General features: G+C 61.2%; 13 protein-coding genes. 10 read left to right on the plus strand and 3 right to left on the minus strand.

The window, feature by feature from the left end; all coding sequences use genetic code 11:
* The first annotated feature begins 26 nt into the window (after positions 1-26).
* The 9 genes from BUE15_RS16680 (at position 27) to BUE15_RS16720 (ending at position 11,308) form a co-directional block, all read left to right on the plus strand.
* A complete protein-coding gene (locus BUE15_RS16680; RefSeq protein ID WP_073287686.1) occupies positions 27-1,679 on the plus strand; it encodes a UxaA family hydrolase in 1,653 nt (550 codons plus the stop codon).
* Positions 1,680-1,839: 160 nt separating this feature from the next.
* On the plus strand, positions 1,840-3,276 hold the full coding sequence (gene uxaC, locus BUE15_RS16685) for a glucuronate isomerase (RefSeq protein WP_073287688.1): 1,437 nt from the start codon (positions 1,840-1,842) through the stop codon (positions 3,274-3,276).
* Between the two features lie 147 nt (positions 3,277-3,423).
* Positions 3,424-4,434 (plus strand): sugar kinase, encoded by a 1,011-nt coding sequence (locus BUE15_RS16690; RefSeq protein ID WP_073287690.1) that lies wholly within the window; start codon positions 3,424-3,426, stop codon positions 4,432-4,434.
* 95 nt (positions 4,435-4,529) lie between these two features.
* Positions 4,530-5,183 carry a beta/alpha barrel domain-containing protein gene (locus BUE15_RS16695; RefSeq protein WP_073287692.1) on the plus strand — a complete coding sequence of 218 codons (654 nt, stop codon included), beginning with the start codon at positions 4,530-4,532 and terminating at the stop codon, positions 5,181-5,183.
* Between the two features lie 81 nt (positions 5,184-5,264).
* A complete protein-coding gene (locus BUE15_RS16700) occupies positions 5,265-6,605 on the plus strand; it encodes an MFS transporter (RefSeq protein ID WP_073287694.1) in 1,341 nt (446 codons plus the stop codon).
* A 20-nt stretch (positions 6,606-6,625) separates the two neighbouring features.
* A complete protein-coding gene (locus tag BUE15_RS16705; RefSeq protein ID WP_073287696.1) occupies positions 6,626-7,102 on the plus strand; it encodes a nuclear transport factor 2 family protein in 477 nt (158 codons plus the stop codon).
* 149 nt (positions 7,103-7,251) lie between these two features.
* Positions 7,252-8,271 carry a class 1 fructose-bisphosphatase gene (gene fbp / locus BUE15_RS16710; protein WP_073287698.1) on the plus strand — a complete coding sequence of 340 codons (1,020 nt, stop codon included), beginning with the start codon at positions 7,252-7,254 and terminating at the stop codon, positions 8,269-8,271.
* Between the two features lie 46 nt (positions 8,272-8,317).
* The gene (locus tag BUE15_RS16715) at positions 8,318-9,673 is read left to right on the plus strand and encodes a Gfo/Idh/MocA family protein (protein ID WP_073287700.1); all 1,356 of its coding nucleotides are present in this window, start codon (positions 8,318-8,320) and stop codon (positions 9,671-9,673) included.
* Positions 9,674-9,769: 96 nt separating this feature from the next.
* Positions 9,770-11,308, plus strand: coding sequence for an aldehyde dehydrogenase family protein (locus BUE15_RS16720; protein WP_073287702.1), 1,539 nt, complete (start codon positions 9,770-9,772; stop codon positions 11,306-11,308).
* Between the two features lie 95 nt (positions 11,309-11,403).
* On the opposite strand, the gene BUE15_RS16725 is transcribed toward BUE15_RS16720, so the two are convergent.
* Together BUE15_RS16725 and BUE15_RS16730 are read right to left on the minus strand one after the other, a co-directional pair.
* Positions 11,404-11,919, minus strand: coding sequence for a 2'-5' RNA ligase family protein (locus BUE15_RS16725; protein ID WP_073287703.1), 516 nt, complete (start codon positions 11,917-11,919; stop codon positions 11,404-11,406).
* A 99-nt stretch (positions 11,920-12,018) separates the two neighbouring features.
* Positions 12,019-13,605: a T9SS type A sorting domain-containing protein gene (locus BUE15_RS16730; protein ID WP_170865294.1), complete on the minus strand. Its 1,587-nt coding sequence runs from the start codon at positions 13,603-13,605 to the stop codon at positions 12,019-12,021.
* A 259-nt stretch (positions 13,606-13,864) separates the two neighbouring features.
* Between BUE15_RS16730 and hutI the strand changes: the two genes are divergently transcribed.
* Positions 13,865-15,121, plus strand: a complete 1,257-nt coding sequence (hutI, locus tag BUE15_RS16735; RefSeq protein WP_073287707.1) for an imidazolonepropionase — start codon at positions 13,865-13,867, stop codon at positions 15,119-15,121.
* 70 nt (positions 15,122-15,191) lie between these two features.
* On the opposite strand, the gene BUE15_RS21710 is transcribed toward hutI, so the two are convergent.
* Positions 15,192-16,202 (minus strand): hypothetical protein, encoded by a 1,011-nt coding sequence (locus BUE15_RS21710; RefSeq protein ID WP_139252365.1) that lies wholly within the window; start codon positions 16,200-16,202, stop codon positions 15,192-15,194.
* Between the last annotated feature and the right edge of the window lie 17 nt (positions 16,203-16,219).

A 16,219-nucleotide genomic window follows, 5' to 3' on the forward strand; every position in this document is an offset into this window, starting at 1 on the left:
CGGTCAAGAAAGAAGAAAACAACCCAATGAAACATCTGGTAGCCAAAATCCATCCGCAGGACAACGTACTGGTCGCGCTGACTGACCTGCCCGCCGGCACGCCCGTCACCTGGGAGGGCACCACCGTCACGACCACCGAAAAGATTCCGGCCAAGCACAAGCTGGCCCTGCAGTTTCTGGCCCCCGGCGACCCGGTACATATGTACGGGGTGCTGGTGGGTAAAGCCGCCGCGGCTATTGGCGTGGGCGGCCTGCTGACCACGGCCAACATTCGCCACGCCACCGACAGCTACGACGAGCACGCCCAGCACCGCGCCGAGTGGCAGGCGCCCAGCGTGGAAAAGTGGCAGGACCGCACCTTCATGGGCTTCCACCGTGCCGACGGCAGCGTGGGCACCGCCAACTACTGGCTGGTGATTCCGCTGGTGTTCTGCGAAAACCGCAACATTCAGGTACTGGAAGAAGCCCTGGTGAATGACCTCGGCTACGCCCGCCGCAAGAGCTACCAGCCCCAGACCCAGGAGCTGATTTCGCTTCTGCAGGCCGGCAAGTCGGTGGAAGAAATTCTGGCCACCGACCTGCATTCTGCGGAGGACGGGCACCAGAAAGCCAAGCTGTTCCCGAACGTGGACGGCATCCGCTTTCTGCAGCACGAAGGCGGCTGCGGCGGCATCCGGCAGGATGCCCAGACGCTCTGCGGCCTGCTGGCCGGCTACATCACGCACCCCAACGTAGCAGGAGCCACAGTGCTCAGCCTCGGCTGCCAGAACGCGCAGGTGAGCATGCTGCAGGACGAAATCAACAAGCGCAGCCCCAACTTCAGCAAGCCGCTGTTTGTACTGGAGCAGCAGAAGCTGGGCACCGAGGAAACGCTCATCAGCATGGCCCTGCGCCAGACTTTTGCGGGCCTGATGCAGGCCAACCAGCAAACCCGGCAGCCGGCCCCGCTCAGCAAGCTGTGCATCGGGCTGGAGTGCGGCGGCTCCGACGGCTTCTCCGGCATCTCCGCCAACCCCGCCGTGGGCCACGTGTCCGATATGCTGGTGGCCCTGGGCGGTTCCGTGATTCTGGCGGAGTTTCCGGAGCTGTGCGGCGTAGAGCAGGAGCTGGTAGACCGCAGCGTCGACTCGGCCACGGCCGAGCGGTTCAGCTCCCTGATGAAAGCTTACGGCGACAGCGCCATTGCCGTGGGCTCGGGCTTCGACATGAACCCTTCGCCCGGCAACATCCGCGACGGCCTGATTACGGACGCCATGAAATCGGCCGGGGCGGCGCGTAAAGGCGGTTCCTCGCCCGTGGTAGCCGTGCTCGACTACCCGGAGCCTGTCACGAAGCCCGGCCTCAACCTGCTCTGCACCCCCGGCAACGACGTGGAATCAACGACGGCCGAAGTAGGCTCGGGCGCTAACGTGGTGCTGTTCACCACCGGCCTCGGCACGCCTACCGGCAACCCCATTGCGCCCGTGGTGAAAATTGCGACCAACACGGCCCTGGCCAAGCGCATGCCCGACATCATCGACCTGAACACCGGCACCGTTATCGACGGCGAAGAAACCATTGAGCAGGCCGGGGAGCGGATTCTGGACTACGTCATCCGGGTGGCCAGCGGCGAGGAAGTAGCCGCCGTGCGCCACGGCCAGACCGACTTCATTCCGTGGAAACGCGGCGTGAGCCTGTAGTATAAAACCCAACGCGTGGTGGTCAGCTACCGGCATCGTTTGCGGCGGTTAATCCGCGTAAACGGCTCGAAATCTGGCCGGAAGCTGCCCGCATCTGAATACCTTTAGCCCGCTTGCCCCGCCTGCGTACAAGCACCGCCCATCATAATTCCCCCTGATTATGAAGCCTTTTCTGAATAACGATTTCCTGCTGCAGACCGCTACGGCCCAGACGCTCTACCACGAGTACGCGGCGGCCATGCCCATCATCGACTACCACAATCACCTGCTGCCCGACCAGATTGCCCAGGACAAGCAGTTCGATACTATCACCCAGATCTGGCTCTACGGCGACCATTACAAGTGGCGCGCCATGCGGGCCAATGGCGTGCCGGAGCGCTACATCACCGGTGACGCCTCCGACTGGGAAAAGTTCGAGAAATGGGCCGAAACCGTGCCCCAGACGGTGCGCAACCCGCTCTATCACTGGACGCACCTGGAGCTGCAGCGCTACTTCGGCATCACGGAGCTGCTGAACGCCGGCAGCGCCCGCCGCATCTACGACCAGTGCAACGAGAAGCTGCGCACGCCGGAGTACTCGGTGCAGAACCTGCTGCGCCGCATGAAGGTGGAAACGCTCTGCACCACCGACGACCCGGCCGACTCGCTGGAACATCACCGCGCGCTGGCCGCCAGCGGCTTTGAGGTGCGCGTGCTGCCTACGTTCCGCCCCGACAAGGCCATGGCCGTGGACGATGCCGCTTCCTACAACCAGTACCTCGACAAGCTGGGCGAAGCTGCGGCCGTGGAAATCCGCACGTTCTTCGACCTGCAAACGGCCCTGCGCCTGCGCCACGACTACTTCGCCGCTCTCGGCTGCCGCCTCTCTGACCATGGGCTGGAGCAGATTTACGCCGCCGACTACACCGAGTCGGACTGCAACGACATCTTCGCCAAGATTCGGAGCGGGGAGGAGCTGGCGGCCGATGAGGTGCTGCGCTTCAAATCGGCGATGCTGGTGCTGCTGGCCGAAATGGACTGGGAGAAAGGCTGGACCCAGCAGTTCCATTTGGGTGCGCTGCGCAACAACAACGCCCGCATGCTGCGCCAGCTTGGTCCCGATACCGGCTGGGACTCCATCGGTGACTTCCCGCAGGGCCGTGCCCTCTCGAAGTTTCTCAACCGCCTCGACGAGCAGGACAAGCTGGCCAAAACCATCATCTACAACCTGAATCCGGCCGACAACGAGCTGATTGCCACCATGATTGGCAACTTCAACGACGGTTCGGTGGCCGGCAAGGTACAGTTCGGTTCCGGCTGGTGGTTCCTGGACCAGAAGGACGGCATGGAAAAGCAGATCAACGCCCTAAGCAACATGGGCCTGCTGAGCCGCTTTGTGGGCATGCTCACCGACTCGCGCAGCTTCCTCTCGTACCCGCGCCACGAGTATTTCCGCCGCGTGCTCTGCAACCTGTTCGGCAACGACGTGGAAAACGGCGAGCTGCCGGAAGACCTCGAAGGCCTGGGCCAGATCATCCGCAACATCTGCTACGGCAACGCCAGGCAGTACTTCGGTTTTGAGGCGGTAGCAAAGCCCGCCGAAGCCGCCACGGTATGAGTGAAAGTGCGCGTCATGCAGAGGCGCAGCCGAAGCATCTCGCGTGCTGACGTAGGATTGCCATAGCAACCTCAGCACGCAAGATTCCTCGCAAGCTCGGAATGACGTTCCCAAGACCCCAAGCTCCCAAGTTCCCAAGTCCCCAACATGAAGCAAGTTGTCACCTTTGGTGAAATCATGATGCGGCTTTCCCCGCCGCTCAACTACCGCATTCCGCAGGCCAGCTCGCTGGAAATCACCTACGGCGGCGGCGACGCCAACGTGGGCGCCGCGCTGGTGCACCTGGGCATGCCGGCCGCGCACGTAGGCTGCTTTCCCGATAACGCGGTAGGCCACGCGGCGGTGCAGGCGTTCCGCGCCCACGGCGTGGATATGAGCCACTGCGTGTTCCGGGGCGAGCGGCTGGGCCTGTATTTCCTGGAAGTAGGCGCCTCACTGCGGGCCAGCCGCATCGTGTACGACCGGTACAACTCGGCTTTTGCCAACCTGCAGCCGGAGTGGTTCAACTGGGATGACATCCTGAAAAACGCCCAATGGCTGCACTGGACGGGTATCACGCCCGCCATTTCGGCCTCTGCGGCCCAGGCCACGCGCGAAGCCATTCAGGCAGCCCGCCGGCTCGGCATCATGGTGTCGGCCGATGTGAACTACCGCCGCAACCTGTGGCAGTACGGCCAGAAAGCGCAGGATGTGATGCCCGAGCTGGTGGCCGGCTGCGACATGGTGGTGTGCACCGAAGGCGACGCCGCCGACCTGTTCGGTATCAAAGCCGATGAGGGGGCCGAAAACAGCTTCGTGTCGATGAGTGAAAAGCTTATCGAGCGTTTCCCGCAGATCAAGCAGGTAATTGCCACCAAGCGCAAAACCCAGAGTGCCTCGCATGAGCGCATCAAAGGCATGGCGTACGTGAACGGCGCCTACTACCAGACCCTGTACTTCGACATCAACCCCGTCGTGGACCGCATCGGCGGTGGCGACTCGTTTATTTCGGGTTACATCTACGGGCAGCAGCACTACCCCGCGGTAGAGGAGGCCCTGACCTTCGCCACGGCCGCTTCGGCCCTCAAGCACACCATCCACGGCGACGTCAACCTCGTAACGGCCGCCGAAGTGGAGCACATCATGGCCGGCAACACCACCGGCCGGCTGCTCCGTTAATTCATAAGTAGTTGATTGATAGCTGTTAGCTGCTGGCAGCAACAAATGGTAAATAACTATCAACCAACAACGAGCACTACCTGATACCTCTCCACATGCCGCGTTTTTCCGCCGACCATATTCTCGCTACTGTTTTGCACACGCCCATCGTGCCGGTGTTCTACCACGCCGATGCCGCGTATGCCGAGCGTATTCTGCAGGCCTGCTACGAGGGTGGCCTGCGGGTGTTTGAGTTCACCAACCGCGGTGCCAACGCCCTCGACGTATTCCGGCAGCTGGTGCCGTTTGTGCACGAAAACTGCCCGGAAATGCTGCTCGGCATCGGTACCATCTACACCGCCGCCGATGCGGAGCGGTTTATAGAGGCCGGCGCCGATTTTGTGGTGCAGCCCTGCATTACGGCGGAAGTGGCCGACGCCTGCCGCCACCACCAGACGCCCTGGCTGCCGGGCACCATGACCGTGCGCGAAGTATACGAAGCCATGCAGCTGGGCGCGGCCATCGTGAAGGTATTCCCCGGCAACGTGGTCGGGCCCGGCTTTATTAAGAGCCTGCGCGGCCCGATGCCCACCGTGCCCCTGATGGTAACGGGCGGCGTGGAGCCTACCACCAAGAGCCTGCGCGAGTGGTTTGGCGCGGGCGTAAACGTGGTAGGCATGGGCTCCCAGCTGTTCAAAAACGACGATCCGGCCGTGCTGAAGCAGCTGCTCACCGATTTACTTGCTTTCCTGCCGACTATCAGGAAATAAGCCTTGCCTTTCCGGCTGCCACCCGGCAGCTACTGCCACTCCTTTCCGCGGCTATTTGCTCACTGTTTTTCCACCCGCCCGATGATTCAAGCTCCCCCCGCTGCTTCGGCCCCAGTCACTGACCCGATTGGCAAATACCGCTGGACTATCTGTTCACTGGTATTCTTTGCCACTACCGTCAACTACCTCGACCGGGCCGTTATTTCGCTGCTCAAGCCTTACCTCGAAACCGAGTTTCACTGGAACGCCGGTGACTACGCCAACATCGAAATTGCGTTCAAGCTGGCTTACTCGCTGGGCATGCTGGGCGTGGGGCGCGTTATTGATAAGCTCGGCACCAAGATTGGCTACGCACTGTCCACCTTTCTGTGGAGCGTGGCAGCCATCGGGCACGCCTTTGTGAGCAGCACGCTGGGGTTCAGCGTAGCCCGGGCGTTTCTGGGCGTTACGGAGGCCGGCAACTTCCCGGCCGCCATCAAAACCACGGCCGAGTGGTTTCCGCAGAAGGAGCGGGCCCTGGCTACCGGCATCTTCAACTCGGGCTCCAACGTGGGCGCTATTATCGCGCCGCTTACCGTGCCGCTCATTGCCGAGTCCATTGGCTGGCGCTGGGCCTTCGTGATTACCGGGGCCATCGGGTTTGTGTGGCTGATACTGTGGTTTATCTACTACGAAGTGCCCGCCCGCCAGGCCCGCCTCAGCAAAGCCGAATTCGACTACATCCACAGCGACGTAGACGATATGGCCGCCGCCGCTATTACCACCGAGCCAAAAGTATCGTGGTTCAAGCTACTGACCTTCCGCCAGACCTGGGCCTTCGTGCTCGGCAAGTTCCTGACGGACCCGATTTGGTGGTTCTACCTGTTCTGGTTGCCCGACTTCCTGAGCAAGCAATACGGTTTGAAAGGCACTGATATTGCGCTGCCGGTAGCCATGGTCTACATTCTGTCCAGCGTGGGCAGCGTGGGCGGCGGCTGGATTCCGCTCAACTTCATCAAGAAAGGCTGGGCACCCTTCCGGGCTCGCAAAACCAGCATGCTGCTGATTGCGCTGTGCGTATTCCCGATTGTATTCGCGCAGCGTCTGGGCCAGATAGACATGTGGCTGGCGGTGCTCGTGATTGGTATTGCGGCCGCTGCGCACCAGGCCTGGAGCGCCAACATCTTCACCACGGTTTCGGACATGTTCCCGAAGCGGGCCGTGGCCTCCGTGACTGGCATTGGTGGCATGGCCGGTGGCCTGGGCGGCATTGCCCTCACGGCGCTGGTGCAGAAGCAGATGTTCGTGCACTATGAAAGCATCGGCCAGCTTGACAAGGCCTACTTCATCATGTTCTGGATTTGCGGTGCCGCATACCTGCTGGCGTGGCTGCTGATGCATTTCCTGGCGCCGCGCATGAAGAAAATTGACATCGACGCGTAACACGGCAACGACCTGCTTCCATGAAACGACTTCTCACTTTTGCGCTGCTGCTCCTGCTTGGAGTAGCGGCCTTCGCTCAGGCCACCGACAACAAAAAGGACCAGGCTGCCGCCAAAGAAGTGGAGGCGCTGGAACGCCAACGCTTTGAGGCGCAGGTAAAAAAAGACTACCCGCTGCTGGAAAAGCTGTTTGCCGATGACCTGGTGTATACCCACGCCAACGGCAAGCAGAACAACAAAACCGAGTACCTGCAAAGCATCCGCGACGGCAAAAGCGTGTACGACAAGATTGAGGTGCAGGCCCTGAACGTGCGGGCCTACAACGATGGCAAAACTGCCGTCGTGAATGGCACCATCATCATCACGCAGCCCAACAAGCCCGACGGCACGCCTAACGTGGCCCACCTGAAATATGTGGTGGTACAGGTGAAGGATGCTAAAAAAGGCTGGCAGGTAGTGCTCTGGCAGAGCCAGAAGCAGCCGGAGGCGAAAAGCTAAACGGAGCTACATGCTCCAATGAGGCCGGCCAGACACCGGCCTGTTAAGAAAATGCGGCGGCTGAAAGAGGGGAGTGGAGGTTAGGGGCCACGAACCATCCGGAAGGCCGCCGCACCCTTACTACGCCCCTCCGCTATCCTTCCCACTCCATGAGTATCACGAATGAAAACGCTATAGCCCAGCCAGTTGGTACTACCCTGGAGCGCTATATCATGCGCAAGCAGGCCGAATTTGCTTTTGCCACCGGCGAGCTGAGCCAGCTGCTGCGCGACATTGCGCTGGCCGGCAAAATCGTAAACCGCGAAGTAAACCGCGCGGGCCTGACCAGCATTATCGGGGGCATGGGCCAGCAGAACGTGCAGGGCGAGGCGCAGCAGAAACTGGACGTAGAAGCCAATATCCGCTTTATCCGGGCCCTCACTAACGGTGGCGAGGCCTGCGCCGTGCTGAGCGAGGAAGAGGACGACATCATCCATACCGGCAACTGCCAGGGCAAGTACGTAGTGGCCATCGACCCGCTCGATGGCTCCAGCAACATCGACGTCAACATCAGTATCGGTACCATCTTCAGCATCTACCGGCGCGTAACGCCGGTGGGGCAGGAGGCCACCCGCAAAGACTTTCTGCAGGGCGGGCGCAAGCAGGTGGCGGCCGGCTACATTCTGTACGGCTCCAGCACCATGCTGGTGTACACCACCGGCCACGGTGTGGTCGGCTTCACCTACGAAAACTCGCTGGGCGAATTCTTCCTCTCGCACCCCAACATCACTATTCCGGCCGGCGGCACTACGTTTTCCTGCAACGAAGGCAACTGGTTCGACTATGCCCAGTACGTGCGCGACTTCCTGACGCAGTGCAAGCAGCAGCGCATGAGCGGCCGCTACGTAGGCTCCCTGGTGGCCGACTACCACCGCAACCTGTTCACGGGTGGCATCTACCTGTATCCGCCTACGGCCAAAAATCCGCAGGGCAAGCTGCGGCTGCTGTATGAGGGCTACCCGCTGGCCTTCGTGATTGAGCAGGCCGGCGGCCGGGCCGAAACCGGAGCCGGAGCGGTGCTCGATATTGAGCCGACCGAGTTCCACCAGCGCGCCCCGCTGTACGTGGGTTCCGCCAATCTGGTGCAGGACCTGGTGGCCCTGGCCGCCGTTGAGGCCACGCCCGCGTAGCAACTCCCGCTTTCGGTTTCACTTCTTCGCTCTCGCACTTTCTCCCATGAACCAGACGCTACACGACTTTTCCCGGCGGGATTTTCTGCAGAAATCGGTGCTGGCTACGGCTGGCCTGCTGACGACCGGACCGCTAGGCGTGCTGGCCGCGCCGGCCGCCAAAAAACGGCGCGTGGCCATGGTGGGCACCGGCCACCGTGGCACCGGCATGTGGGGCACGCAGCTGCTCAAGGAACACGGCGACGTTATCGAGTTTGTGGGCCTCTGCGACAGCAACAAGGGCCGGCTCGAAACGGCCAAGAAGATGATGGGCGTCTCGTGCCCCACCTTCACTGATTTCGAGCTGATGATGCGCAGGCAGAAGCCCGACATTCTGCTAGTGACGACCGTGGACTCCACCCACGATGAGTTCATTATCAAGGGCATGGAAATGGGCGCCGACATTGTGTCGGAGAAGCCCATGACCACCGACGAAACCAAGTGTCAGGCCATTCTGGACGCCGAGAAGCGCACCGGCAAAAAGGTCACCGTCACGTTCAACTACCGCTACTCGCCGCACCGCCAGAAAATCTACGACCTGATCCGGCAGGGCGCCATCGGCACGGTGACGTCCGTCGATTTTCACTGGTACCTCGACAACCGCCACGGCGCCGACTATTTCCGCCGCTGGCACCGCCTCACCGAGAAAAGCGGCTCGCTGTGGGTGCACAAAGCCAGCCACCACTTCGACCTGCTAAACTGGTGGCTGCAGTCGGAGCCTGAGACGGTGTACGCGAAGGGCGCGCTGGAAAACTACGGCAAGAATGGCCCGTTCCGCTTCAGCAACTGCCGCCCCTGCCCGCACAAAGCCCAGTGTCCCTACTACTGGGACCTGACCAAGGACGCCCGCCTGATGGCCCTCTATGCCGCCAACGAGCAGCACGACGGCTACCTGCGCGACGGCTGCGTGTACAAGGAAGATGTCAATATCTACGACAAGATGGCGGCCACCATCGGCTACGCCAACGGGGTGCAGGTCAGCTATTCACTCACGGCGTACTCGCCCTACGAAGGCTACCGCATTGCCTTCAACGGCACCAAAGGCCGCATCGACGCGTGGATTAAAGAGTCGGGAGCCATGAAAATGGAGCCGTACGACGAGATAATGCTGGCGCGCAACTTCGGGCCGGTCGAATACATTCAGGTACCGCAGGCCGAAGGGCACGGCGGCGGCGACGTGCTGCTGCGGGAGCGGATTTTCCGCACACCCGACGCGCCCGACACCTGGCGGCAGGCCGCTGGCAGCCGCGACGGCGCTATGGCCATTCTGGTGGGCATCGGGGCGCGCAAAAGCATAGCCAGCGGCCAGCCCGTGCGCATCGCCGACCTGACCACGCTCCGTCCGCAAGCCGTAAAAGCCTAACCCTGGCGCAGGCTGTAGCCTTCGGCCGGGTACTTTTTTCAACTCCTACTTTGTGGCGCAGGAGCTGCGCCACCACCACACTGCTCTTCTTTCCCTATGCCTAAAATCATTTCGCCCCAGGTTGAGTTCGGCACCTTGCTGAGCCAGATGAAAGCCGTTACGCCGGAAGTATTCACGCCGGACGGGCAGTTTCTGAACCTGCTGGAAGGCCGCTGGCAGGAACCCGGCAAGCCCCGGCCGTTCACCTCGCCCATTGATGGCACCGAGCTCGGCAGCCTGCCCATGCTCGACCACGCTACGGCCCTGCGCGCCGTGCAGGCCGCCAAAAAGGAAGCCGCCGAATGGGCCGGAGTAGACCTGGATGAGCGCAAGCGCCGCGTGCAGGACTGCCTCGACCAGCTACGCCAGCAAGTGGAACTGACCGGCAAGCTCATCATGTGGGAAATCGGCAAAACCTACAAGCTCGGCTTCACGGATATTGACCGCGCCATTGAGGGCGTGCAGTGGTACGTTGATAATATTGAGGGCATGCTGGGCAGCCGCAAGCCGCTGGGCCTCGTGAGCAACATTGCTTCCTGGAACTACCCGATGTCGGTGCTGCTGCACGCGGTGCTGGTGCAGGCGCTGTGCGGCAACTCGGTCATCGCCAAAACGCCTACGGATGGCGGCTTCATCTCGCTGAGCCTGACCTTCGCCATTGCGCGCCGCTGCGGCCTGCCCGTGACGCTGGTGAGCGGCTCGGGCGGCGAGCTAAGCGACGTGCTGGTGAAAAACGACGCCGTGGATTGCCTCAGCTTCGTGGGCGGGCGCTACAACGGCCGCAACATTGCCGACGCCCTCAGCTCGGAGCACAAGCGCTACATGCTGGAAATGGAAGGCGTGAACACCTACGGCATCTGGAACTTCAGTGACTGGGATGGCCTCTCCGACCAGCTCAAGAAGGGCTACGACTACGGCAAGCAGCGCTGCACGGCCTACGTACGCTTCGTGGTGGAGCGCCGCCTGTTCCCGCAGTTTGTGGAAACCTACTGGAACACCATTAAGGGCCTGAAAGTGGGCAACCCCACGCTCGTGGACAGCGCCGACGACAAGCTGCCGGATCTGGCCTTTGGGCCGGTCATCAACAAAGCCCAGGCCGAAGATCTGGACCGCCTCTACGCCGACGCCCTGAAAACCGGCGCCACGCCTATTTTCGAAGGCAAGCTCGACGACAGCCTGTTCCTGCCCGGCCAGGACCGCTCGGCGTACCGTGCCCCGCGGGCCCTCGTGAACCTGCCCCGCCAGAGCGAGCTGTATTTCAAGGAGCCCTTCGGCCCGATTGACAGCATTGTGCTGGTAGATAGGGTAGAGGAGCTGGTGGGCGAAATGAACATCAGCAACGGGGCCCTGGTGGGCGCGCTGGCCTCCGACGACGAGAAGTGGGCCAAGCGCACGGCCAAAGAAGTGCGGGCCTTTAAGATGGGCATCAACAAGCTCCGCTCGCGCGGCGACCGGGAAGAAGTGTTCGGGGGCCTCGGCGAGTCGTGGAAGGGCGCTTTTGTGGGTGGTGCGCTGCTGGTAGAAGCCGTAACGGAAGGCGACAAGCCGGTGCTGGGCAACTACGAGGATGCCATTCTGCTGCCGGAGAAAATCTAGTTCAACATAAGGTATAAGGTATAGGAAGCAGCGCCCCAACCGGCCGGTACACTCCGGGCTGGTTGGGGCGCTGCTTCTTTCCGCCGCTAGCCCGGCTATTCGGCGAACGGGAAGGTTTGCAGAGCCTCCCAGGGGCCGCCCCGGTAGGCCCAGAGTTGCAGCCCCGTTCCGGTGGCCTCAAACGGCTGGAAGCTTGCCGCAAGCTCCTGGTGCAGCGTGCGGGCTACGGCGGGCTCTACCTTGTTCTGCACCGTGATATGCGGCTGAAGCTTTTGCTGGTCCTGCGGCGTCAGGTGAGGGTGCCAGAGTGTCTGCAGCTCCTTGTGCAGGGTGCGCAACTCCTGGTTTTCGAGCGTGTACGCCACCCCACGGCCCAGAAAGCGCAGCCCGGTTACGGCCAGTGCCAGCGGCTGCAGCTGTGTGGCCAGGGTAGTGAGCTGAGAGGCTATGGCGTTGAAATCAGGGCCGGGAAGGTGATGAAACAGCGTGAGGTGGGCCTGCAGGAAGTTGCGCTCCGGCGGAAAGTAGCGGCTGCGCAGTTCATCGAAAAATCGCTGCGAATCGGCGTCGAGGGCCAGCGTGAGGATAAGGGGAGCAGAATAGTCGGGCATACCCTGGCAAACTGCCTATAGCCGTGTAGGGTTGGGCCGGAACCAGCAAAAGTGCCCGGAATGCGTCTTCCGGGCACTTTTAAGAACTTTCAGAAGCACCTACTGATTTCCGTCCTGGCTCAGCATCACCGGCACCGTCTGCGTAGCATCGTCTTGCTGCACGCGCAGGTAATACAGGCCGGCTGGGAGGCCGCTTGCCTCAACCGGAATGGCCATCATGCCTGCTTCAGGCCGCAGATTTCGCACACGCTGGCCGGTCGCATTGAGTAGCTCCACACGGGTTGCGGCGTCGCTGGCGGCCGGAAGCTGCACGGTAAAGCGGCCGTTGGCGGGATTTGGGAAAGTGCGCACCAGCGTTTTGCCCGTCATCGTCACTGCCTGCGCCGGCGAGTAGCTGATGGTGCCATCCGTGTCGCGCATGCCCAGGCGGTAGTAGGAGCGGCCCGCCAGCGGAGCCCCGTCCAGGGTGCTGTAGCTCTGGCCGGCCGGGCGGTTGCCGGCCTTCACGGTCTGTACTGTCTGCCAGTCGGTGCCGCCGCGGCTGCGCTGAATCAGGAACGCATCGGCGTGGTCTTCGCTGGCAGTAGCCCAGTTGATGCGCACCGTCTCGTTGCTGGCTTTGGCCGTAAAGCTTTTCAGCGTGACGGGCAGGGGTAGAGCGCCGGGCAGGCTCACGGCGTCGCCGCGCGAGCAGCCGAATGCCGAGCCGTAGGAGCTGCCCGTATAGTTGCCCGTCAGCCGGTCAATCTTATAAATGGTGCCGCCATCCGCATCCACGGCGTAGATGTTGCCGTCGCGGTCCGTGAACATGGAGCCGATATTCTGCTGGGTTGGAATGGGCGTGGCGGGCTGGGTGGTGGTGCCTACCGGGTTGGTAGCCGGCGTACTGATGCTGATGAACCGGTCGTTCTGCCCAAGGTAGCTGATGAGGGTGCCGGAGCGCACATCGTACACCCAGTCCTGAATACCGCCTTCCGGCACGGGTAGTGTGCCGTTGCTGGTCAGGAAAGCCTGTACTTCGGCCTGGTAGCCGGCAATAACGGCGGCCGTGGCCGGATCCGACGTATCGAGGCGGTTCCAGACCGGCGGGGTTGCCGGGAAGGTGGGAAGCGCGATAACCCCCACGTACAGCCGCAAATCGGAGACGCGCACCGGCCGCAGGAACGGAAACGGAACCGAAAAATCGAAGACGTAGAACACCCGGAAGGTCGCGCCGGCCACGTAGTAGTTCGAGCTGGCGTCCCCGTCCCCGATAAAGTTCAGGGTAAGGCGCGCATCATAAAAGCCCGATTCGCCGGATTGCGTCGGAGTCGTGACGTCGCCGGGGGAGGCGGGCGGCGCCACGGGCCCCAGGTTGGTGGCCTGCGCCGTGGCCAGGTCTACGCGGTAGAGGCTGGGCGGAGTGTTGAAGTTGCTGACCGTAATGGGTTGCAGCACCCGCAAGCCGTACACCACACTGCGGTTGTTGTCATCGGAGCCCAGCGCGTTCAGAATGATGGGAGTGCCACCATCCGTGACGGTCCCGATGGGCGTGAGCGAGCCGTCGGTGTTCACCTGCTGCAGCACCGAAGGGTTGCCGGCGCTGGCTGGGCAGGGCGAGGTTACGGCAAAACTGTTGGTCGGGAGCTGGGCCAGCAAATCATGACCATAGGCGAGCAGAAGAAAAGCGAGTAGTGTTTTTCTCATGGCGGGAAACATGATTACAGGTGAAAATGGGGAGTTGGGCGCTGCTGTCAAAAAGCCAGCTTCCCGAATTGAAGCCCTTTACTGCGTTTTTCTCAAAATGGATATATAAAAGATACGAGAATAATTTGTCTATATATAGCTGATTTTCATTGTGTAGCACAGAAGTGCCACTACAGCAGGCGTGTGAGCTGCTGCGGGCTGCTGGCTGGCTTCTCTGCATATTTGCCGCGTCATCGTTTCGCGTTCTGCTGTGCCGCCTATGTCTTACTATTCGCTTCTTATCCGCAACTGCGGCCAACTACTCACGCTGGCCGGTGTACCGGCGTCTGGCCCCCTCACCGGCAGCGCCCTGCGCGACTGGCAGGTGCTGGCCGATGCCTACGTGGCCTGCGCCGACGACCGGATAGTGGCAGTGGGCCCGATGGCTGAGCTGGATACCGCCCGCGTCGGGCCCGATACGCAGATAGTGGACGCGGGAGGGCGCGTGGTGATGCCGGGGCTGGTGGAATGCCATACGCATCTGGTGTTTGGCGGCAACCGGGCCCACGAGTTCCAGCGCAAGCTGCAGGGCGAATCCTACCTCGATATTCTGGCCAGCGGCGGCGGCATCCTGAGCACTGTGCGCGCCACACGCGCCGCCTCCGACGCGGAGCTGCTGGCCAATGCCCTGCACCATCTGGAAGGCTTCCGGCACTACGGCGTGACGACAGTAGAAGCCAAAAGCGGCTACGGCCTCGACGCCGAAACGGAGCTGCGGCTGGTGCGGGTAGCCCAGGAAGCCGGCCGGCAGCAGCCCGCGCAGGTGGTGCCCACCTTTTTGGGCGCCCACGTGCCCGGCCCCGAGTACAAGGGCCGCCCCGCCGACTACCTGCAGATGCTGGCCAACGACGTATTGCCCCACCTCAACCCGGCCGAAGTGCCCTTCGTGGATATTTTCTGCGAGGAAGGAGCCTTTAGCGTCAGGGAGTCGCGGCAGTTTCTGGAGCAGGCCCGGGCTCTGGGCTTCCAGCTGAAAATCCACGCCGAGCAGCTCCACGACCTGGGCGGCGCCGCTATGGCCGCCGAGCTGGGCGCCGTCAGCGCCGACCACTGCGACTATCTGAGCCAGGATGACGCGGCGCGCATCGCGGCCAACGGCCGGACGGTGGTAGTGCTGCTGCCGCTGGTGCCGCTGTTTCTACGGCAGGAGGTGTACGCGCCCGGCCGGCGTCTCATCGAAGCGGGCGTGCCCGTCGCCATCAGCACCGATTTCAACCCGGGTTCCTGCCCCAGCAAAAACCTGTGGCTGGCTTTATCAGTGGCCTGCCTCAAGATGGGGCTCACCCCGAAGGAAGCCCTGGCTGCGGCCACCCTCAACGCCGCCTGGGCCCTCAATCTGCAAGCGGAAACCGGCAGCCTGGAGCCGGGCAAGCGCGCCGACCTGCTGGTGCTGAACGTGGCCGACTACGAGGAAATACCGTACTGGCTGGGCGAAAACCCCGTGCAGCAAGTCGTGATAAGCGGCAAGGTACAGTAGCTGATCTGCTAACAAAAAAGGAGCCGCTGTGAGCGGCTCCTTTTTTGTTAGTATTACAATAATCGGGTACTTATAATTGCCGAATCTCAGCAACAAGCTCGGCCTCTGTAACCGCGCGCAGGCTGGGCGTAAAGACCTGATTAGCCACTACGGTAGCCGTTTGCTTGCCGAAGTATAACTGGTCAGCTTCTCGCCGTAACACCACTGCCGTTACGGAATAACCTTGTGGAACAGAATAATTATAATAGGTGCTATTCGATTGATTATAAGATTGTATCACTGAATTGAGTGTGTTGAAAACCAGATATACTTCCGTATTGCTGGTAGTAATAGGTACGGCCGTCTGTACCTGCACCGTAGTAGTGGGTAGAGCCCCCACAAACCGGTCAATATTTACCCAGTTCAGATTTCTCACATTGTTATTATAAAAATAAGAACCGAGAAGAACCTGATACCCGGATGGTACATTGATAGGTGGGTTAGGACTACCCGGGTTCTGGATCTGAATACTGTCTATAGATATCCGGGTAGCGGAGTCTTGAGATGAAACAAGGGCCCAGTTACCGAGCCGCGAGGAGTTACTGCTATCTGGCTGTCCAGTGAACAACTGCATGCCGTTTCTAGAGCTCTGGGCTACGGGAAACCGGGTTCTTAACCGCAGGCGCGAAAATCTCGCTAGATCCAGCGGCTGTCCATCCTGGAAGAAGGAAACGTTAAACATACCGCCCGACTCCAGTACCCGGTTGTAGGAGATAGTCGGGGTATGCGAAAAAATCATTTCGCTCCGTTTAGTTACTTCCCGAACCTGAACCACTATCTGACTAGCAGACAAAGGCTGTCCGTTTCGTTTTACTAGGCCCGCAGGAATTTCTATTTGGGAGCCTGCCGCCGTAGATACAGTAGAATTAGTATTCGGATCTACGATAAACTTTTGCACGGGCGCAGCATACTTATCCAGCACACTTGCAATGGTGCTGACCTCAGATGGTTCACAGTCGACCTGAAGCAGGTCAGCGTCTTTCTTGCAGCCACTACATAACAGCAGGCCAGCGGCCAGCAAGGCAAAGAATTGCGTTTTCATAAGTAGGAAAGATGAAA

Origin of the sequence: Hymenobacter psychrotolerans DSM 18569 (assembly GCF_900142395.1) — a bacterium.
Classification (GTDB): domain Bacteria; phylum Bacteroidota; class Bacteroidia; order Cytophagales; family Hymenobacteraceae; genus Hymenobacter; species Hymenobacter psychrotolerans.